At 35.8% G+C, this 19,036-nt stretch carries 19 protein-coding genes; 6 read left to right on the top strand and 13 right to left on the bottom strand.

The features are described 5' to 3' along the window. Positions 1 to 272 precede the first annotated feature (272 nt). From AB674_RS17260 to AB674_RS17225, 8 genes are all read right to left on the bottom strand, one after another. The gene (locus tag AB674_RS17260) at positions 273 to 782 is read right to left on the bottom strand and encodes a hypothetical protein (protein WP_047778518.1); all 510 of its coding nucleotides are present in this window, start codon (positions 780 to 782) and stop codon (positions 273 to 275) included. 132 nt (positions 783 to 914) lie between these two features. Then, positions 915 to 1,631, bottom strand: a complete 717-nt coding sequence (locus AB674_RS17255; protein WP_047778517.1) for a 3-ketoacyl-ACP reductase — start codon at positions 1,629 to 1,631, stop codon at positions 915 to 917. 111 nt (positions 1,632 to 1,742) lie between these two features. Then, positions 1,743 to 2,330, bottom strand: coding sequence for an LURP-one-related/scramblase family protein (locus tag AB674_RS17250; RefSeq protein WP_047778516.1), 588 nt, complete (start codon positions 2,328 to 2,330; stop codon positions 1,743 to 1,745). A gap of 74 nt (positions 2,331 to 2,404) precedes the next feature. Continuing rightward, positions 2,405 to 4,567, bottom strand: coding sequence for a vWA domain-containing protein (locus AB674_RS17245; RefSeq protein ID WP_047778515.1), 2,163 nt, complete (start codon positions 4,565 to 4,567; stop codon positions 2,405 to 2,407). A gap of 35 nt (positions 4,568 to 4,602) precedes the next feature. Beyond that, positions 4,603 to 5,574 carry a hypothetical protein gene (locus AB674_RS17240; protein WP_047778514.1) on the bottom strand — a complete coding sequence of 324 codons (972 nt, stop codon included), beginning with the start codon at positions 5,572 to 5,574 and terminating at the stop codon, positions 4,603 to 4,605. 2 nt (positions 5,575 to 5,576) lie between these two features. Continuing rightward, on the bottom strand, positions 5,577 to 6,077 hold the full coding sequence (locus AB674_RS17235; RefSeq protein WP_047778513.1) for an RNA polymerase sigma factor: 501 nt from the start codon (positions 6,075 to 6,077) through the stop codon (positions 5,577 to 5,579). 147 nt (positions 6,078 to 6,224) lie between these two features. Continuing rightward, complete coding sequence (locus AB674_RS17230; RefSeq protein ID WP_047778512.1) at positions 6,225 to 6,836, bottom strand: hypothetical protein; 612 nt, start codon at positions 6,834 to 6,836, stop codon at positions 6,225 to 6,227. Between the two features lie 154 nt (positions 6,837 to 6,990). Continuing rightward, positions 6,991 to 7,830, bottom strand: coding sequence for a DUF6929 family protein (locus AB674_RS17225; protein ID WP_047778511.1), 840 nt, complete (start codon positions 7,828 to 7,830; stop codon positions 6,991 to 6,993). Positions 7,831 to 7,961: 131 nt separating this feature from the next. Between AB674_RS17225 and AB674_RS17220 the strand changes: the two genes are divergently transcribed. After that, entirely contained in the window at positions 7,962 to 8,837 is an 876-nt protein-coding gene (locus tag AB674_RS17220) for a PPK2 family polyphosphate kinase (RefSeq protein ID WP_047778510.1), read from the top strand. A 276-nt stretch (positions 8,838 to 9,113) separates the two neighbouring features. Here AB674_RS17220 and AB674_RS17215 read toward each other — a convergent pair whose 3' ends face one another. Next, the gene (locus AB674_RS17215) at positions 9,114 to 9,647 is read right to left on the bottom strand and encodes a hypothetical protein (RefSeq protein ID WP_047778509.1); all 534 of its coding nucleotides are present in this window, start codon (positions 9,645 to 9,647) and stop codon (positions 9,114 to 9,116) included. Between the two features lie 189 nt (positions 9,648 to 9,836). Here AB674_RS17215 and AB674_RS17210 point away from each other — a divergent pair, with 189 nt between their 5' ends. From AB674_RS17210 to AB674_RS17200, 3 genes are all read left to right on the top strand, one after another. After that, the gene (locus tag AB674_RS17210; protein ID WP_047778508.1) at positions 9,837 to 11,222 is read left to right on the top strand and encodes an MATE family efflux transporter; all 1,386 of its coding nucleotides are present in this window, start codon (positions 9,837 to 9,839) and stop codon (positions 11,220 to 11,222) included. Between the two features lie 143 nt (positions 11,223 to 11,365). Continuing rightward, positions 11,366 to 11,593: a hypothetical protein gene (locus AB674_RS17205; RefSeq protein ID WP_047778507.1), complete on the top strand. Its 228-nt coding sequence runs from the start codon at positions 11,366 to 11,368 to the stop codon at positions 11,591 to 11,593. Positions 11,594 to 11,702: 109 nt separating this feature from the next. Continuing rightward, a complete protein-coding gene (locus tag AB674_RS17200; RefSeq protein WP_047778506.1) occupies positions 11,703 to 13,637 on the top strand; it encodes an LTA synthase family protein in 1,935 nt (644 codons plus the stop codon). A gap of 78 nt (positions 13,638 to 13,715) precedes the next feature. On the opposite strand, the gene AB674_RS22630 is transcribed toward AB674_RS17200, so the two are convergent. From AB674_RS22630 to AB674_RS17180, 4 genes are all read right to left on the bottom strand, one after another. Continuing rightward, complete coding sequence (locus AB674_RS22630) at positions 13,716 to 13,880, bottom strand: hypothetical protein (protein ID WP_410471212.1); 165 nt, start codon at positions 13,878 to 13,880, stop codon at positions 13,716 to 13,718. A gap of 86 nt (positions 13,881 to 13,966) precedes the next feature. Continuing rightward, positions 13,967 to 15,064, bottom strand: a complete 1,098-nt coding sequence (meaB, locus tag AB674_RS17195; RefSeq protein WP_053004312.1) for a methylmalonyl Co-A mutase-associated GTPase MeaB — start codon at positions 15,062 to 15,064, stop codon at positions 13,967 to 13,969. Between the two features lie 543 nt (positions 15,065 to 15,607). After that, a complete protein-coding gene (locus tag AB674_RS17185) occupies positions 15,608 to 16,249 on the bottom strand; it encodes an NAD(P)-dependent oxidoreductase (RefSeq protein ID WP_047778504.1) in 642 nt (213 codons plus the stop codon). A gap of 57 nt (positions 16,250 to 16,306) precedes the next feature. Continuing rightward, positions 16,307 to 16,714 carry an RrF2 family transcriptional regulator gene (locus tag AB674_RS17180; protein WP_047778503.1) on the bottom strand — a complete coding sequence of 136 codons (408 nt, stop codon included), beginning with the start codon at positions 16,712 to 16,714 and terminating at the stop codon, positions 16,307 to 16,309. Positions 16,715 to 16,831: 117 nt separating this feature from the next. Here AB674_RS17180 and AB674_RS17175 point away from each other — a divergent pair, with 117 nt between their 5' ends. Together AB674_RS17175 and AB674_RS17170 are read left to right on the top strand one after the other, a co-directional pair. Continuing rightward, positions 16,832 to 17,743 carry an AEC family transporter gene (locus AB674_RS17175; RefSeq protein ID WP_047778502.1) on the top strand — a complete coding sequence of 304 codons (912 nt, stop codon included), beginning with the start codon at positions 16,832 to 16,834 and terminating at the stop codon, positions 17,741 to 17,743. An 18-nt stretch (positions 17,744 to 17,761) separates the two neighbouring features. Then, the gene (locus AB674_RS17170; protein WP_047778501.1) at positions 17,762 to 18,976 is read left to right on the top strand and encodes an MFS transporter; all 1,215 of its coding nucleotides are present in this window, start codon (positions 17,762 to 17,764) and stop codon (positions 18,974 to 18,976) included. Positions 18,977 to 19,036 lie beyond the last annotated feature (60 nt).

The raw sequence follows: 19,036 nt of genomic DNA, 5'->3' as shown, positions 1-19,036 counted from the left end.
GTCTGTCATTTCGAGCGAAGTCGAGAAATCACACCAGGTATTCCGTTTCTATTTTCCGCAGTTTTGTCATACGGAGTAAGGAAGAATCTTCATAAGTAATTCCGTCAAGTGAAGTTCAACAGTATCGATTCAGCAAACGAAGATCCTTCGTTCCTCAGGATAACAAACTGTACGGAGTCTCTTGTGTGATTTCTCGACTTCGCTCGAAATGACAATGTAAAACAGAAAAGTCCTTTATTACAAAGGCCTTTTCTGTTTTATAAAGTGAAATATTACTTCACATCTTCCTGAACAACCAATTTCAAGGAATTGATATAATCGGTGTCGAACTCAATGACTCTAATTTTTTGCGGATTAAAGCTCAATTCGCCTCCAAATTTACCTCTTGTGTCTAAGAAGTCGATGGTGAGTTCTTCGTCCGTTAATTCGATTAGTTTGCCTAAATAAGCAGATTTGGCTGATTTTTTTGAAATCTGAAAAATCTCGTATTTATTCGTTAAGAAGTTTATGATAGCTGCAAGGTCTCTAATCGGAATAATGTCTTCGGCATTTGTCTTCAGGCCTTTCATTCGGATTACTTTTTCGGTAAAAGCAAGATCCTGATCTCTGTGAACGGCTTCGATATTTTTGTTTCTCAAAATCACAAAACCATCAAGGATATAGTCAACCGGATTATTTCTCAATAAAATCCAGTCATCAGAATAATCGATAAGAAATCCGGTAAAAATTTCTTTTTTATCGGTAAATTCTATTGCAATTAATTGTCTTAAATACTGTTCCATAATATTATTTTTTTAAATTCCAAATCCGAAAATTCCAAATTCCAATCAATGCGATTGAAATTTCAAAGAAACAAATTCAATCCAAAGAAGAATTGGAATTTGGAGTTTTAAAATTTGAAATTTACTGTAAGTTTAAGGGTTTGTAGACCAGATACTGCTGTTTTTAATAAAAACTCTGCGGTTTAATTTAAGTTGAGCAATAATCAATTCTGCAATATCTTCCGATTGCATTACTTTGTCGGGATTGCCATCCGTCAGATTCAGGTCTTTTGCCATGTCGGTTGCAACAGTACTTGGGGTTAGAGCGGTGACACGTATGTTGTGTTTTCTCATTTCCTGCATCAAGGAATCTGTTAGACCCAGAACAGCAAATTTAGAAGCGCTGTAAGCACTGGTCAAAGCATTTCCGTTTAATCCGGCTGTAGAGGATATATTGATAATATCTCCGGTTTGTCTTTCGATCATATTAGGTAAAACAGCACGGGTAGCGTAGTACGTTCCCATAAGATTCACTTGAATGATTTTTTCCCAGGCTGCTGGTTCTAAGTCAAGGAATTTACCAAAAGCGGCGATACCGGCATTGTTGATCAGAATATCGATAGTTTTAAATTCAGCTAAAGCTTTTTCTACCGCTGTATTTATGGAATTAATGTCCGAAACGTCAGCACTCAATGCCAAAGTTTTTACACCAAAAGCGGAGATTTCGGTACTTAATTGATCTACATCAGATTGCGTTCTTGCAACTAAAATTACATTTACGCCTTCTTTGGCTAAAGCAATTGCAATGGCTTTTCCGATTCCTTTTCCAGCTCCGGTAATAAGAGCATTTTTATTTTTTAAATCTGTCATGATAGTATTTTTGAAATGCAGAAAGCATCATTTTAGTCATACAAAAATAATTCATTTGCGTACTAAAATGATGCTCTCCGCCGTTTTCTTAATCTAAGTTTAACAACTTTGTTATTCTTTAAGAACCATATCAATGCACATTACCGCGCCAAGGATTAATTGTCTAAGTGGACTGTCTGCCGCTACACTTTCTTCGATTTGAAGGACATAATTGTCAGCACTTGTGAAAAACTCTTTCCCTAATCCTGCCCATTTTTTACTTACCTGAGCCAATGGTTTGTTTTCATGCGAAAATTTAAAATCCCAACCCGTCCATTTTCCTTGAAGGGTAGCACATGGTCTTTCGTTTTTATCTAGAATTTCGAATCTGCCTCCAAAAGAAAAGAATTTTTGTTTGAAAGTTCCAATCAAACGGTCTTTTTCATCTAAAACCTCTACTGTTGAACGAAAAACAGCGATGCCACGTCTCACGGTTACTAATTTTTCTCCTGAGGCAGTTGTAATTTCAACATTAAAAGGAGTCATTCTTTTATAATCAGTAAAACGCAATACTTTTGTGAAAAAGCCAAGATTATTTTCACGGCAATTCATAACAATCTGATTGGTTTCCGGATCGTAAATGTCGTAATTGTTAGCTGCTTTAAACATCCCAACATGCTCTTTTACAAGAAATAAATTCTGGTTTAAAATAGGGTTCATTTTAATTTTTTAAAATTAGGTTATAAATGGAAATCTTCAATTTTGAAGCGAGACCAAATGTAATAAAACCGCTATTAATAAGCTAACTTTGCTCCTTCAATAAGACGAATAAATTCTGCTTTATATCCGTCAGTATCGTTCGCTACTCCTTGTTTCGCCAATTTTAAAATAGCATCAGAAGATTTGTTCGTTATTAGTTTTGAATCTCTCAATTTTAATCCGAACCAGGCAACGGCTGTGCTGAATTTAAAATCGGTACTTGAGCTCTGTAGTGAGATGGTTTTATTTTCAATTATAGCTACCATTTCAATACTTTTGTCTCCGTCGGGTTTTTTGTAACGGAATTTTATCGTCGCCAATTCCGTGCTGTATTTAGTTGTGTTTTCTTCAACGGGAGTATATTTTAAGGCATCCGGCTGATGATTTAAATAATCACTTTTAACTCCGGCCGGAATAATTTCATACAAAGCCGTAACCGTATGATTACTTCCTAATTCGCCGGCATCGATAGCGTCATTTTTAAAATCTTCTGCGCGAAGTTTTCTATTTTCATACCCAATCAATCGATACGCCTGAACCTGTTTTGGGTTAAATTCAATCTGGATTTTTACATCTTTCGCGATAGCAAACATAGAACCTTTAAATTCTTTGCTTAAAAAACGATTCGCTTCCTGAATGTTATCAATATAGGCATAGTTTCCGTTTCCTTTATCAGCCAGTGTTTCCATTTTACTGTCTTTGTAATTTCCCATGCCGTAACCAAGACAAGTTAAGAAAACACCCGTTTTTCTTTTTTGTTCAATTAAAGCTTCCATATCAGCGTTAGATGAACTTCCCACATTAAAATCGCCGTCTGTTGCTAAAACCACTCTGTTATTGCCGCCTTTGATAAAATTTTCGACCGCAACTTTATAAGCCAATTCAATTCCGGCACCTCCGGCTGTACTTCCTCCGGCGCTTAGATGATCTAACGCTTTAATAATTGTTTCTTTTTCGTTTCCAGAAGTTGGAGGTAAAACCAATCCGGCTGCACCGGCATAAACTACAATGGCTACTTTGTCTTTTGAGCGAAGTTCGTTTACCAATATTTTCATAGATTGTTTCAATAAAGGCAACTTATTAGCGTTATTCATAGAACCCGAAACATCTACTAAGAAAACAAGATTTGATGCCGGTAGATTTTCGGTTGGAATATTTTTACCCTGTAAACCAATTCTTAGAATTTTGCTTTCAGGATTCCATGGAGATTCGCTTAACTCGGTATTGATAGAAAACGGATCTTTATCTTTTGGCTGCGGATAGGTATATTTAAAGAAATTGATCATTTCCTCTACACGAACGGCATCTTTTGGAACCGCCTGACCATTGTTTATAAAACGTCTGATATTCGTATAAGAAGCATTATCAACATCTATTGAGAAAGTAGACAAAGGCGCTGCTTTTGGGCTCTCGAATGCATTTTCTGTGAAAGTATCGTAATCTTCATTAGTTACTTCTGGCTGAACAGGAACGGTTATGTTTAGTTTTTTGTTAATTTCCTGCTCCGTAAGATTTTTGTAAATGTTGTTTTTAGTAGCAATTATGATAGCACCGTTTGCTGCTCTGCTTCCATAAATAGAAGTAGCCGATGTTTCTTTTAAGACTTTCATGTCCTGAATGTCATTTGGATTTATTCTCGCTATTTGCTGCGATTTTACAGGAACTCCATCTAGAACATACAAAGGCTCATTTGATGATGGAAGAGACTGGGATCCATGAATTTTGATGTTCGAAGGAGCGACATATTGCGTGTTAGTTTGAACTTGCAAACCAGGAGTTCTCCCCTGAAGCATTTCGGTAACTGACTTTTTATCTTTTTTTCTTTCCGAGCGGGTGTAGTTTTGAGTTGTATATTCGGAATCACTTGTTCCGTATCCCACAACGACAACCTCATTTAGATTTTGTGAAGCTTCTTTCATCTTTACATTGATAAGGTCTTTGTCATTAACGACAACAGTTTCCGTATTAAATCCGATATAACTAAAAATAAGAATATCGCCTTTTTGAGCACGAATAGAATATTTCCCGTCAAAGTCTGTTGCAGTACCCGTTTTTGTTTTTTTAATGGTGACACTAACCCCCGGAAGTGCGACAGAACTATAATCTGAAACCGTTCCTTTAATTGTTCTTTCCTGCGCCATAGATACGAAACATATAAGCATAGTAATGGCTGATGAAATAAGTTTTAGACTTTTCATGATAGTAAATTTTAAGATTGAATTTTAGGTTTTAACTAGTGCTGCGAAGCTGGTTTCCCCGTTTTTGTAGTGATGATTATGACTCCTTTTTTTCCTTTTTCGCCATATTTTGAAGTGGCTTCAAGATCCTGAAGGATGGTGATGGTTTTAATTTCCTGTTTGTTTAAAGGAGCGTAAGGACTTGTCGGATTCTTCCCGAATAAATCATTTTCAGAATAGTAGTTTCCATCAATGATATACAAAGGTTCTGCTAGTACTACCAAAGACTCTACATTTTCAGGACTCAGATTCGAAAGTTCGGCCTGCATCATTTTATCTCTTTTAATATCGTCATTGTGAGAAAGTGCTTTTCCGTTCATGATGACTAATGGAGCGCTTTTTTTAGCCATTTGCGGGGACGCCTCAGCATCTGCAATTCGGTAAGATTCACTTTTTGCCGATTTTGATAATTCTTCAGTTGCAAAAGCTTTGTCTTTTAGATAAGATCTTTCTTCTGTTGCATAAGCGGGTGCCATTACCGGAGCCGGAATGTAAGCTTTAGCAGAAGCTTCAGCCTTTACTGTTTCATGAGCAATTACCGCTGCAGCATTTGGACTTTGTATGTCGTTTTGTACAACCTCTTTTTGGTGCTTAATTTGGTTGTCTATGATTTTTTCAGCCTCTTTTTGGGGAACTATTTTTGAGTTTTCTGATACAGCGACTTTACTTTCTTCTAAAATTGGTTTCTGAATAGGCTCTGTTTTAGTTTCGGTTGTGACTACTTTATTGGTGTTTTGAATAGTTTGACTGTTGTCTGTTTTTATAAACTGAGATCCTAAAGAAATCACGAGTAAAAGAGAAGCAGCAATTGCAATCTTTTTCCATAACGCGATTGTTTTTTTAGCTTCTTTTTTGTCAAGCTTCTCTTCAACGCGCGACCAGACTTTTTCCATTGCCGGAAAATCTTTGCTTTCGGCGTTATGCGAAGCTTGTTTTATTTTTTCGAATAATTTATCTTGATTGTCCATGACTATTTTGCTTTTTGATAATACAACTTATTTACTAAATCCTTTAGCTTGGTTTTAGAGGCATTCAATTGTGATTTGGAGGTGCCTTCCGAAATGTTTAGCATGCTGGCTATTTCTTTATGTCCGTAACCTTCAATTACAAAAAGGTTAAAGACCGTTTTACAGCCGTCTGGAATATGGTTTAATAAATTGAGTAAATCTTCTTCTTCTAAGTGATTGATTTCGTCTGTAAAAGGCTGAGATTGCAATTTGACATCATCAAGATACATATTGAAATTAGTATTTTTCCTGATGGTTGCCAAACAATGATTCACTGTTATTTTTCTGGCCCAGGCCTCAAAAGCCTGAACTTCTTTAAGCTGATCCATTTTTGTAAAGATGGTATAGAAAGCGTCGGCCATAGCCTCTTCGATTTCTTCCTCCTTTTTTAGATAGCGCTTGCAGAGGCGATACAGCTTTGGAGCCATATACTCATAAACCTGACGCTGTGCATCGCGGTTCATTTTTTTACAGTTAGAAATTTGAGTTTCGTTTATCACAATTGTTGTCTTTATACTAAAGAGAGATAAAAAGATAAAAAGGTTGGGACGATTATTAAAAAAAAGTAAAAATAATTTATGATTGGTTGTAAGTGGTTGATTTTATGCTTCTTATTGCTCGTGACAAATGTAGTTGTAATATTCGACGATCTCTTTAATTTGAGTAGAATTAAATTTCTTGTCTTTTATTTTTTTAATAAGAATATCGCAATCGGAAAAGTAATTGGTAGCTGTTTTTTTCCAATTAGAAAGAATTCCAAGATTGATATAAGTAGGGTATTGTTCTTTTTTTCGTTTCAGGTAGTAAAACTCCGTAAATTGCTCTGTAGTGTTCGAATAGCTTGCACCACCTTGCGGGAAAGATCCTGGGCTCGAATTCATCGTTGTATAATACTGCAGTTTTGCCATTCGGTATAAATAAACTTCTCCATCAAGTACAAGTTCCAGTAGTTTCGGATTGTCGAACGAATTTAGTTTTACATATTCGTAAGTTTCCTCAAAACCATAGCCAACGAATTTAATTTTGGAAATAGTTTCGAAATCCCAGGAATCGGCCTTGCTGTCCGGAGTAATTTTAAATTTTACTTTATTATTTTTAATTTGGCCAACACCTTCAATAGAATCTCCTTCGTGAAAAAAAATGATACATTCCCGATCTTGTGCATAAATTGAAGTACTAAGAAAGAGCAAGAAGATAAGTAAGCTTTTGATGGTTTTTTTCATTCTTGTAAAAAGTGCAATCCGATACTGGATTGGGAGTGAATTATTTTTTATTTTTTTGCCACGAATTTCGCGAATTTTCACGAATTGTTTTTGTGCGACCGGATAGGAAAGCTCTGGGCCTTTGCTTCTCTAAACCTTTACTTTACAAGAAAAACTAGTCTTTTAAAGGCAAGCTAAGTTTAAAGATTTTCGTTTCTAAAACCTCTGTATCATTGTCTTCACATAGCAAAAAATCGATTTTGCCGTTTGCTTTTTGGTAGAAGGTCAGACCTTCAAATTTATTGGTTGACGTTATTTTCTGTGTGAAGTCGATTTTCATAGTTTTAAGATCGATGCGTCCGATAAAGCTTCCGAGGATTTCTCCGTCGTCGTAAGTCGATTTGGTGTCTTCGGCAGTAGAGAGAAAATAAATTTTATCTTCGACTAAAATCGCATCTGTAAAACTGGAACGAACTCCTTTTATTTTGGGCAGTTTATAATTGACAGCGACCAAAGCAAATTCTTCGCCCAGGTTTTTCGCATGGATCGTAAAAATGGTGTTTTTGTTTGAAATCCCATTACCACGATTGAATAAATACCAGTTTTCGCCATCGAAAATAGCCCCTTCCAGATTGAAGTCTTGCGGTTTTATTTCACCAAAACTTTGCATTAAGCCGTATAAATCAACCAGATTGTTTTTTTGAAGTATGGATTTCGTTTTGAGATCAAACGAGATCATTTTATTTCGTTTTTCGGTAGAGCCCGAACCAAATACATATAAAGTATCATTGTGATTGGTGATCGATTCGAAATCCGGTTTTATATTTTTTGGAATGTTTTGCGTCGGATTATCGATTAAAGCATGTTGATTTAATTGCTGATTCTGCATGTTGTATTCGTACAAGAATCCACTGTTATCACCAATGACATAAAGAGAATTGTTATTGAAGAATAATCCCGAAGCAGACCCGATTCCGATGATTTGAAATAATATTTCCAGTGTGAATTTTTCCATGAATGTTGTTTTGAAAACTAAAGTTTAATCGTGCTAAAAATGAAAATAATGTATTGAAAAAGTATTACCATAAATAGCAAAAATATGCTTCGTAAAAGTAGTATATTTACTTATATGATAAAACTGATAGTATGAAATCTATAGATCCGAATAATTTTAAAGTTGTAAAAAAAATAAGTTTAAAGCATATTCCGACTTTGTTGGACATAAAAGCAGATGAGGATGAAAAGGAACATAAGCTCGATAAGGTTCAGGCAAAATTGAGCAATTTGCAGGATGTGATGTATGCCCACAACAAATACGGTGTTTTGATATGCCTGCAGGGAATGGATACTTCGGGAAAGGACAGTTTGATTCGCGAGGTTTTTAAAGAATTTAATCCGCGTGGAGTAGTGGTGCATAGTTTTAAAACGCCTACCTCGGCAGAATTAGAGCATGATTATTTGTGGAGACATTATATCGCATTACCTGAAAAAGGAAAGTTTGCAATTTTTAACAGAACCCATTACGAGAATGTTTTGGTAACACGGGTGCATCCGGAATATATTTTAGGGGAGAATTTACCCGGAATTAATACGATTGATGATATTACACCCGATTTTTGGGAAAATAGGATGGAACAGATTACGAATTTCGAAAAACACATTGCACAAAACGGAACGATCGTATTAAAGTTTTTTCTGCATTTGAGTAAAGAAGAACAGCGCCAGCGTTTACTGCGTCGTTTGGAGGAAGAAAGACACCACTGGAAATTTTCTCCTGCTGATTTGAAAGAGCGTGAGCGTTGGGATGAATATCAGAAATATTATGAAGAAGCAATAAATAAGACTTCGACAGAGCATGCCCCCTGGTATATTGTTCCGGCAGACGATAAAGAAATGGCCCGTTACATTGTAGCCAAAATTATTTGGGAAGAAATGCAAAAACACACCGATATCAAAGAACCCGAACTAGACGATAAAATAAGAGCCAATTTCGAAATGTACAAAAAGGAATTGGGAGCGTAATAAAATTACAAACCCGACAGTCCATGAGAAACTGCCGGGTTTTACCAAAAACAAAAGAATAATAATGAATCCGTTCGGTGCAATTAATTTTAACACATAGAGGCATAGCTAACAGGGCCTAAAAAGACGTTTTACTTGAAATAAATTACTTGAGACTATGTGAAAAAAATATGATTTTCTTGAAGCATCTCAAATTGTGAATTAAAAGTCTATGTTTCTATGTGTTAAATAATCCTTTATCTAATTACACCCAACGGATCAATAATGAATGTATTTTTACAAATCAAAACCGTACGCTAAACGAAGCGCCACCTGATTGGTTTTGAATTTGTTGTAATCTTCGTATCGTACACTGATGTCAATGTATTTGTTGGCATATCCGATTCCCGGAGCCCATAAAAAAGTGGTGTCGTTGTATCCGTTTGTTACCGCAAAACCAGCACCAACTTCTCCTAATACATAAAATTGATCCTCCCAGATAAAGGCTTTAAAACCCGCTTTTGCAGGGATAAATCCAAGGTCTTTTACATCATCTCCGATAAATAAATTTGTAAAACCTGTAGTCAGGGTTAGTGAAGTTCTTTTAGATAAATCATATTGCAAACGCACATCTCCTCCAAGCGACCAATCGTAAGCATTGTCTGTCGGGAGACCACCGTTTAAACCAAAACCTAATCTAAAACCTGGCTTGTAAGTTTTGATTTCACCCTCGTTTTTAACTGCTTCAGTCTCTTGGGCAAAAGTTGTATTGGCGAATAAAAATGCCATAACCGCTACGCATAACATTTTTAGATTTTCAGATTTTTTCATGATCCTTTTTTTTGAATTATTAATAAGGTAAAAGTAGATTCTAACCGCTCGGAGGTTGTTATACAATTCGCAGGAATTGTTATATAATCTTAGCGTTATTAAGGATATTCTTAACATTGGCTTATATTTCTGATAATAGGAGAGAATTCAAAGCTTCTGAGTATCTTTGTTCACTTAAAAACATTAAAATTGAATATAAAACAATACACAAAAGAGTTCTCTTATAATTTTAGATTAGCCTACCCAATTATTTTGGGAATGGTTGGACATACTTTAATAGGTATCGTCGATAATATTATGGTTGGGAAATTAGGTAGTACAGAGCTGGCGGCGGTTTCGCTGGGAAACAGTATGATCTTTGTTGCAATGTCATTAGGAATTGGATTTTCGACCGCAATAACCCCAATTGTTGCAGAAGGTGATGCGGAGCAAAATGATACCAAAATTCGTTCTGCATTTCATCACGGTCTATTTTTATGTACTATTTTAGGATTGGTGATGTTCGGTGTGATTGTTTTGGCAAAACCAATAATGGAAATGTTAGATCAGCCAGCGGAAGTAATTGTACTTGCAAAACCGTATCTGGATTGGGTGGCGTTTTCATTGATTCCTTTAATTATGTATCAGGGATACAAACAATTTGCCGATGGAATGTCGATGACTAAATATTCGATGTATGCGATGGTAATGGCAAATGTGCTGCACGTAGGGATAAATTATCTCTTGATCTACGGTATCTGGATTTTTCCTAAAATGGGAATTATTGGAGCAGCGCTCGGAACCGTAATTTCCAGAATCTTTTTGGTGATGTTTATGCATATTATGCTTTCAAGAAGAAATGATTTAAAGCGTTTTTTCAACGGTTTCAGTTTCAATGAAATTAAAAAAGAAACCATAAAAAAGATCGTAAGTATTGGTTTTCCTTCGGCTATGCAAATGCTTTTTGAAGTGGTCTTGTTTACGGCTTCGATCTGGCTTTGTGGTAATATCGGTAAAACAAGTCAGGCAGCAAATCAGGTTGCATTGAGTCTGTCTTCTCTGACTTTTATGTTTGCTATGGGATTAAGCGTAACCTCGATGATTAGAGTTAGTAACCAAAGAGGATTAAATGATTTTAAAAAATTAGTCGTGGTGGCCCGTTCTATATTTTTGCTGGCTATTATATTAGAAACTTTCTTTGCTATTCTGTTTGTTGTTTTTCATAATTATCTGCCTCATCTCTTTTTGAATATGGAAAATGGAGGACAATTGCTGGATAACAACGAAGTGATAAGTATCGCTTCGAAATTGCTTTTAATTGCAGCCGTTTTTCAAATTTCTGACGGAATTCAGGTGGTTGTTTTAGGAGCTTTACGTGGTTTGCAAGATGTAAAAATACCCATGTACATTACGTTTGTGGCGTATTGGGTAATTGGTTTTCCGATTTCGTATTATTTGGCAGAATACACGCCTTGGAAGGCACAGGGGGTTTGGATTGGACTTTTGGCAGGTTTAACCACAGCAGCCGTATTCCTGTACATACGTTTTCACTACTTAACCAAAAAATTAATTAATAATTCAGTTGCAAATAACTAAATTTGAAACTTAAAAATAAATAATGCCACAGATTACACGGATTCAAAGGATTATTTTAAAATCTTTTTAATCCGTGTAATCTGTGGCAAACTAATAATCGTTTGATAGATTATTACAAAGACTAAAAAAATAAAATAAATAATATGGAATTACCTAAATTTTTACTCGGAGACAATACTGATTTCCCGGATGATATTTTTATCATTCACCTTGATTATCCAAGATTTATAATCAATTTAAAAGATGATGAGGTGGAGTTTATGGAAGAAGCCGAAGACCTTGATGAAGCAGAATTAAATGCCGAAATGGAAGGTTTGATTGTTTTGGCCAACGACTTTTACGACAGAGAAATAAATCGTTACGAAGAATAGACACACACACACATTGGTAGAGACGCACAGCAGTGCGTCTCTACAATGCGTTTCTACTGTGCGTCTCTACGATGTGTCTACCCAAAAATTCCACCTTAAATTATCTTTAATGAAAAAAATAAGTTTTTTAAAACCCGTTTTTAATTTTATAGCAATCGGATTGCTAATTAGTACTTTAAGCCGACTATTTTTATTTTTTATCTTTAAAGACAGAGTGGTCGAAACGCCAAATTTCTGGTATATTTTCCCAATCGGTCTGCGAATGGATTTAATATTATTGTGTTATTTGTCTTTTCTTCCGGCTGTTTTAATTACATTTTTGCCTGCTAAATGGATAAAATTCACGAATAACTTTTTGGTGATTTATAGTTTTTTGTTTCTGTTTTTAATTCTTTTCGTAGAATTAGCAACACCTGATTTTGTAAAACAATACGACACACGTCCCAATAAAATTTTTCTGGACTATCTGATCTACCCAAAAGAAGTAGTAGGAATGTTGTTGAAAAGTTATCTGATGTCTATTATCGTTACGTTTTTAATTTTGGGAGTGGTACTTTATTTTGCTTTCAAAAAAGGAAAACGTTTCTTTCACACCACCAATACCGAATATAAATTCAAATTGATGCTTTTTCCATTAGTGGCTTTTTTATTGTTTTTTGGAGCACGTTCCAGTTTGACTTCAAAACGACCAATCAATGCCAGTAATGCAGTATTTTCTACCGATCAATTAACCAATACTTTGGGGTTGAATTCTTTTTATACGGTTGCTTTTGCGGCCTATTCGATTAAAAACGAAGGAAACACCAAGATGTACGGAAAAATGGAGGAAGCGGAAGCTATTGCCCGTGTGAAAAAATACATGATTGCCGGACCAACAGATTTTACTGATGCTGAAATTCCGTTTCTGCATGTGCAACAACCGGATACTGCTGTAGCAAAACCGTATAACCTGGTTATTTTTCTACAAGAGAGTTTAGGTGCGGAATACGTTGGAATTTTAGGAGGAAAACCCCTGACACCGGAATTTGATAAACTATCAAAAGAGGGATTGTTGTTTACCAATTTGTATTGTACAGGAACTCGTAGTGTTCGTGGTATCGAAGCGGTTGTAACAGGATTTTTACCATCGCCATCTGAAAGTGTGGTGAAATTAGGAAATTCGCAACAAGGCTTTTTTACATTGGCTGATGCCTTAAAACAAAAAGGTTACGATACCAGTTTTATTTATGGTGGAATGGCAAATTTTGATAATATGGCTTCGTTTTTCAACGGAAATGGTTTTCAGGACATTGTAGATCAGGCAGACTTTGAATCGGATGGAAACAAATATGCGTTCAAAGGAACTTGGGGGTATTCAGATGAAGATCTGGTAACAAAAGCAAACAATTATTTTAAAGCTAAAGGCGATAAACCGTTCTTTTCTTTAATGTTTTCGACTTCCAATCATGAGCCTTTTGAATATCCGGCCGGAAGAATAAAACCTTACGATCAAAAACCGGCAACGGTAAATAACGCCATGAAGTATGCGGATTTTTCAATTGGAAAATTCTTCGAAATGGCTAAAAAAGAAGCGTATTTTAAAAACACCATTTTTATTGTCATTGCAGATCATAATACAAGAACTTACGGAAAGAATTTAGTACCGATCAATAAATTTCATATTCCGGCTTTGATAATGGGACCTGGAGTTCAGAAAGGAAGTGTTTACAGCAAATTGGCAAGTCAGATCGATATTCCTCCAACTTTGTTAGGGTATTTAGGAATTCCGTTTGAGACACCGATGGTAGGAAGAAATTTAAATAAATTGGATACTAAAGTTCAGGGAAGATCTATTATGCAGTTTAATGATATCAATGCGTTCAGAGTAGAGAATCAAGTTGTAATCATGCAGCCCAATTTAAAGCCTCTTCAATTTGAGATCAAAAATGATACAACTTTAGTTCCTGTGAAACTAAACGAAGAATTAGCCAAAGATGCTTTGGCACACGTTATTACAGCAGGAAATTTATATAAGGAGAATAAGTATAAGCTTCGAAAAAAGTAATTTTTAAGTGGCTGAGGTTCTGAGTGACTAAGATTCTAAGTTTGATTTTCTTAGTAACTCAGAATCTTAGCAACTTCGTTACTTAGTATCTTTTCCAAAATACAACGCTAACAAATTTTGAGCAGCTGCAAAAGGTGATAATTCATCATTTTGCACTGCTTTTTTGTTTTGTTCCAGTTGTGAAATTATTTCCGGTTGGTTATAGAAGTTTAATCGGAGTTGTTCGTTGATGGTTTCCATCATCTAAAAATGATGCTGATCTTTAAGTGGCTGAGGTTCTGAGTGACTAAGATTCTAAGTTTGATTTTCTTAGAAACTTAGCAACTTCGTTACTTAGTATCTTTTCCAAAATACAACGCCAACAAATTTTGAGCAGCTGCAAAAGGTGATAATTCATCATTTTGCACTGCTTTTTTGTTTTGTTCCAGTTGTGAAATTATTTCGGGTTGGTTGTAAAAGTTCAATCGGAGTTGTTCGTTGATGGTTTCCATCATCCAAAAATGATTCTGATCTTTTCGTTTTTCGTGAAAATAGCCCGTATTGGTTGTCATTTCGAAGTAATTGGAAATGGTCTCCCAGATTTCCGAAATTCCTTCGTGGGTAATGGCACTGCAGGTAGTTACTTTGGGTTGCCAGGTTGATTTTTTTGGTGGAAATAAATGCAAAGCCCGATTAAATTCCAGTTTGGCCTGAGTAGCTTTTTTGATGTTATCACCATCAGCCTTATTGATGACAATAGCATCCGCCATTTCCATAATACCCCGTTTGATGCCCTGAAGTTCGTCGCCGGCACCCGAGATTTTTAATAAAAGAAAAAAGTCAACCATGCTGTGGACAGCAGTTTCACTTTGTCCAACACCAACTGTTTCGATTAATATAGTATCAAATCCAGCAGCTTCACAAAGTATAATTGTTTCCCTTGTTTTTCGGGCCACTCCGCCTAAAGTATCTCCTGATGCGCTGGGTCTTATAAAAGCATTTTCATTTTTTACGAGTTCTTCCATTCGGGTTTTATCGCCTAGAATACTGCCGTGAGAAAGTGAACTACTGGGATCAACGGCCAAAACCGCTACGTTTTTACCTAAGCCAGTCAAAAAAGTTCCAAAGGTTTCGATAAAAGTACTTTTTCCAACACCAGGAACGCCTGTGATCCCTATTCGGATCGATTTATTGGCATAAGGAAGACAACCTTTGATAACTTCATTTGCTTTTTCGGCATGCTCGGGATTGGTACTTTCAACCAAAGTAATGCCCCGACTTAAGGAAGTTCTGTTGGCGTTAAGAATTCCATCAATCAATTCTTCGGCGGAAGGTTGTATTTTTCTGTTTTTCTGAATCTGATGAATGGCAGATATGCTGGTAATTTCAGGAGGTGAAATTCCGGCTTTTTCTTGCAGACTGCTAACTTGTTTTTTTGAACTCGACAAAACATTCTTTTTGGTAGTGTAAAAGTACAGAAAACAAAAACAGTTTCAAAAGGCAATTTAGCTTTTGAAACTGTTGAGGTTGGTTAACACGAATTACACGAATTTTCAGGAATTGTTTTTTTGCTGTATGATGAGAACGAAAAACTTGTGAAAATTCATGATTATAAAAAAAATAGAAACTTAACGACTCAGAAAACGAAAACAGTTTCAAAAGGCAAATTGGCTTTTGAAACTGTTGAGGTTAGTAACACGAATTACACGAATTTTCACGAATTGTTTTTTTGCTGTATGATGAGAACGAAAAACTTGTAAAAATTCATGATTATAAAAAAATAGAAACTTAACGACTCAGAAAACAAAAACAGTTTCAAGAGGCAATTTAGCTTTTGAAACTGTTGAGTTTGGTTGCCACGAATTACACGAATTTTCACGAATCGTTTTTTGCTGTAAGTGAGAAAAAAAATTAGCGGAAATTAGTGTAATTCGTGGCTATAAGAAAAACTCAGAACCTTAGAATCTTAGTTCCTCAGCAACTTAAAAAAATCAATATGCCGCCGTAAAACGTACTTGATGATGTTTTGGAGTTTCTGCCTCATCAGCGATAACAACCGCTAAATCCTGTACCGATAAGATACTTCTTTGTTCGTCATTAAAAACCGGATTTTCCAGTCCTAAACGATAGTTACCTGTTCTTCCTGTTGTAATGCCTTGATGCATTTCAAAAGCAGGGCTGAAAAAGGCCCAATTCAACTCTTTTTCTTCTTTGATGAGGTTTAAGTAATCCCTTGCAGCTGTTGCACCTGCATGGTATTCTTTTGGAAAATCTGGGGTGTCCACTGCTTGTAGATTGGGAGCTACAAATAAACTTCCGGCTCCGCCAATGGTAATAAAACGTTTTACTCCCGATTTTTTTACTGCTTCCTGAATGGCTTTTGAACCGGCAATAAAATCATCGTAAATATTTGGGTTGGTCCAACCGGAGTTGTACGCGCTGATTACAAGGTCATTTCCTTTTAAGGCATCAGCCAATGCAGCCGTGTTAAAAATATCCGCAGCAACCCAATTTACATTTGGAGTTTCTTTTGGAGTTCTGGCAATGGCTGTAATTTCATGATTTCGTGAAGCCAGTTCGTTTAAAATAGCGGAGCCAACAAATCCGGTAGCTCCAATGATTGCAATTTTCATAATATATCTATTTTTATTAGTAATAAAAAATGTTACAGTTTTGCGTAAAAAAAAGTTTTAGAACTGATTTGAAAAATCTTCTAAGGTGATACCACTCAGTTGCAGACTAACTTTTTCATTCATTTCGGCATATAATTCGGCTAAATTTTGGTTGATTTTTTTTCCAACCGGACAATCGGGATTAGGCTGATTTTTCGCATAACCTAAATTGATCGTGTCAAGGGTCATTTCAAATACTTCTTTCAAAGTAATATTCGAAGCCGCTTTAGACAATTTTGTACCGCCGTTTTTGCCTTCTTTACTTTCTACAATATGATGCGCTTTTAGATTCGCAATTTCCTTTCTAACCAAAACCGGGTTGAGGTTAATGCTTCCTGCAATAAATTCGGAAGACAAATAATCATTTGGGAATTTAGTGAGTAAAGTTAAAATGTGAATCGTTATGGCAAACTTACCTGAAATCATACTGTAATAAAATATGTTACAAATGTATGCGGTTTTATTCAATAAAAAAAAGTTTTAACTGAAAATTAATAGTATTCAATGTTTTATAAAACCTTATTTTTGCAATCATTCTGCGCTATGAACAATTTTATTCTAATATTCTTCTTTTTGACTTTGGGTTTGCTTTTACAAAGAGTAAAGCAGTTTCCGACTTCTGTTTATAAGCTTTTGAATAAAATAGTCATCTACGTTTGTCTGCCGGCCATTACCTTGTATCACATACCGAAAATAAAATGGAATGCTGACTTACTGTTTCCGATAGGATCAGGATGGATTAGTTTTATACTTGCTTTTGTGTTTTTTCATTTTCTGGGAAAAAAGTTAGGCTGGTCTAATAAATTGATCGGTTGTTTGATTCTGACGGCAGGATTGAGCAACAGTTCCTTTCTTGGCTATCCGATTATTGAGGCTTTATTTGGAAAAAAAGGTTTGGAAACCGCCGTTCTTGTCGATCAGCCGGGAACCTTTGTGGTGGTTTCGACTTTAGGGATTTTTGTGGCTGCATTTTATTCAAAGGGAAGTCCTGATGCATTAGGGATTTTAAAGAAGGTTGTTCTTTTTCCTCCATTTATCACGTTTGTTGTCGCCTGTCTGCTGAATGTTTTTCAAGTGGAGTTTGACGAAAGCCTGCAAGCCATTTTGTTGAAGATTGGAAGTTTTGTAACTCCTTTAGCCTTGCTTTCTGTAGGGTTGCAACTTACGTTTGACCGAAGAAGCCGACATTGGAAATTCTTGCAATTAGGGCTTTTTTACAAACTTATTCTGGCTCCTTTTATCATTCTGGTTTTGTATGTTTTTATTTTAAAACAACATTCAGAAGCGATCAAAATCACCCTTATGGAAATGGCAATGGCACCCATGATAACCGGTGCAATTTTGGCCTCGACTTACGGATTAAAACCGAAGCTCAGCAGCATGATGATTGGTTTCGGAATACCGGCTTCCTTCATCACCCTTACCATCTGGTATTTTATAGTTAGTTATATATAATTTTTTTGTTACCATAATATGAATTCATCTACTCAGACTGCTACAATTGATAGCAGTGCTTTAGCTCAAAAAACCGTTTATTCGGTATTATTCTCCATTGCATTTGCCCATTTGCTGAATGATTTAATGCAATCTGTAATTCCATCTACTTACCCGATTTTAAAAGAAAACTTCAATCTGAGTTTTACACAGATCGGATTAATTACGTTTGTTTTTCAGTTAACCGCTTCTTTGTTACAGCCTTTTGTTGGATTTTATACCGATAAAAAGCCAAAACCATACTCACTAGTGGCTGCAATGCTTTTTACTATTCTTGGATTAGGCTTATTGTCTATCTCAACGTCCTTTTGGATGATCTTGACTTCGGTGGCCTTGGTAGGAGTCGGTTCTTCTATTTTCCATCCCGAAGCTTCCCGTGTTGCTTTTTTGGGATCAGGAGGGAAGCGTGGTCTGGCGCAATCAATTTTTCAGTTGGGAGGAAATGCCGGTAGTGCCATCGGACCTTTGTTGGTTGCCTTGGTAGTTGCTCCTTATGGGCAATCGTATGTGATTTGGTTCGTAATAGCTGGAGTTTTAGGAATCATGATTCTGTCGAGAATTGCACTTTGGTATGAAAATCACATGAGTTTGAGAGCTGCAAAAAAGGTAGGTTTAGAAGAAGCTGTTCCATTATCCAATAGAAAAATCACTATTTCGATTATGGTTTTATTGTTGTTAATATTCTCTAAGTTCTTTTACATGGCCAGTATGTCCAGTTATTTTACTTTTTATTTAATGAGTAAATTTTCTTTAGACATTCAGGAATCGCAGTACTATCTGTTTATTTTCTTAGCTTCTGTTGCGGCAGGAACTTTAATAGGTGGTCCATTAGGGGATCATTTTGGAAGAAAATATATTATTTGGTTCTCTATTTTAGGAGCAGCGCCATTTACCCTGCTTTTGCCTTATGCTAATTTGTTTTGGACAGGAGTTTTGGCCGTAATTATCGGAATTGTTATCGCTTCTGCATTTTCGGCAATCTTAGTTTATGCTCAGGAATTGAAACCCGGAAAAGTCGGAATGATTTCTGGTTTGTTCTTTGGTTTTGCTTTTGGAATGGGCGGTTTAGGATCGGCTATTTTGGGTTATATTGCAGATAAAACAAGTATCGAATATGTCTATACGATAAGTTCCTATTTGCCTTTAATTGGAGTTTTGGCTTACTTTTTACCGAACATTCAAACGAAAAAGTAGGGGCGTTTTTTAACTATTTTTGTGAAAATCAATGTTTTCTTTGTTCTTTTTTTGAGTAAT

Origin of the sequence: Flavobacterium sp. ABG (assembly GCF_001027725.1) — a bacterium.
In the GTDB taxonomy this organism is placed as follows: domain Bacteria; phylum Bacteroidota; class Bacteroidia; order Flavobacteriales; family Flavobacteriaceae; genus Flavobacterium; species Flavobacterium cupriresistens.
This window is presented reverse-complemented; position numbering and strand designations above follow the sequence as displayed.

Excerpts from the sequence above, each read along its gene's own strand:
- AB674_RS17260 (WP_047778518.1), bottom strand. The coding sequence starts at position 782 with ATGGAACAGTATTTAAGACAATTAATTGCAATAGAATTTACCGATAAA.
- AB674_RS17255 (WP_047778517.1), bottom strand. The coding sequence starts at position 1,631 with ATGACAGATTTAAAAAATAAAAATGCTCTTATTACCGGAGCTGGAAAA.
- AB674_RS17250 (WP_047778516.1), bottom strand. The coding sequence starts at position 2,330 with ATGAACCCTATTTTAAACCAGAATTTATTTCTTGTAAAAGAGCATGTT.
- AB674_RS17245 (WP_047778515.1), bottom strand. The coding sequence starts at position 4,567 with ATGAAAAGTCTAAAACTTATTTCATCAGCCATTACTATGCTTATATGT.
- AB674_RS17240 (WP_047778514.1), bottom strand. The coding sequence starts at position 5,574 with ATGGACAATCAAGATAAATTATTCGAAAAAATAAAACAAGCTTCGCAT.
- AB674_RS17235 (WP_047778513.1), bottom strand. The coding sequence starts at position 6,077 with ATGAACCGCGATGCACAGCGTCAGGTTTATGAGTATATGGCTCCAAAG.
- AB674_RS17230 (WP_047778512.1), bottom strand. The coding sequence starts at position 6,836 with ATGAAAAAAACCATCAAAAGCTTACTTATCTTCTTGCTCTTTCTTAGT.
- AB674_RS17225 (WP_047778511.1), bottom strand. The coding sequence starts at position 7,830 with ATGGAAAAATTCACACTGGAAATATTATTTCAAATCATCGGAATCGGG.
- AB674_RS17220 (WP_047778510.1), top strand. The coding sequence starts at position 7,962 with ATGAAATCTATAGATCCGAATAATTTTAAAGTTGTAAAAAAAATAAGT.
- AB674_RS17215 (WP_047778509.1), bottom strand. The coding sequence starts at position 9,647 with ATGAAAAAATCTGAAAATCTAAAAATGTTATGCGTAGCGGTTATGGCA.
- AB674_RS17205 (WP_047778507.1), top strand. The coding sequence starts at position 11,366 with ATGGAATTACCTAAATTTTTACTCGGAGACAATACTGATTTCCCGGAT.
- AB674_RS17200 (WP_047778506.1), top strand. The coding sequence starts at position 11,703 with ATGAAAAAAATAAGTTTTTTAAAACCCGTTTTTAATTTTATAGCAATC.
- AB674_RS22630 (WP_410471212.1), bottom strand. The coding sequence starts at position 13,880 with ATGATGGAAACCATCAACGAACAACTCCGATTAAACTTCTATAACCAA.
- AB674_RS17185 (WP_047778504.1), bottom strand. The coding sequence starts at position 16,249 with ATGAAAATTGCAATCATTGGAGCTACCGGATTTGTTGGCTCCGCTATT.
- AB674_RS17180 (WP_047778503.1), bottom strand. The coding sequence starts at position 16,714 with ATGATTTCAGGTAAGTTTGCCATAACGATTCACATTTTAACTTTACTC.
- AB674_RS17175 (WP_047778502.1), top strand. The coding sequence starts at position 16,832 with ATGAACAATTTTATTCTAATATTCTTCTTTTTGACTTTGGGTTTGCTT.
- AB674_RS17170 (WP_047778501.1), top strand. The coding sequence starts at position 17,762 with ATGAATTCATCTACTCAGACTGCTACAATTGATAGCAGTGCTTTAGCT.